Below are 345 nucleotides of genomic sequence, written 5' to 3' on the forward strand. Positions count from 1 at the left end.
TCACTTCGATTACCGACTCGATCGACAACACCACGGTTTCTCTGAGTGCTGATAAAGCCTCTGTAGTTGAAGGCGGTGACATCACTTACACCGCGACCTTGACCAACAAGGCGCAGACCGACGTTACCGTAACGTTGAGCAACGGCCAGACCATCACGATCAAGGCCGGTGAAACTGTCGGCTCGACCGTGTTTAACACTCCAGCCAACGACGTCTATAACAACGGTTCGACTGTCAGCACCACCATCGCAAAGACCGAAGGCGGCAACTTTGAGAATCTGGTTACCGATCCGAAGGCAGCTGAAACAGCCATCACTGACTCGATCGACAACACCACGGTTTCGC

1 protein-coding gene is annotated in these 345 nt (G+C 53.3%); it reads left to right on the forward strand.

Going from position 1 to position 345, the window contains the following annotated elements:
* Positions 1–345, forward strand: a 345-nt coding sequence (locus tag BFP92_RS31830) for an immunoglobulin-like domain-containing protein (protein WP_170875867.1), incomplete at both ends; no start/stop codon positions are given.

This window comes from Pseudomonas sp. 58 R 3 (genome assembly GCF_900006605.1).
In the GTDB taxonomy this organism is placed as follows: domain Bacteria; phylum Pseudomonadota; class Gammaproteobacteria; order Pseudomonadales; family Pseudomonadaceae; genus Aquipseudomonas; species Aquipseudomonas salomonii.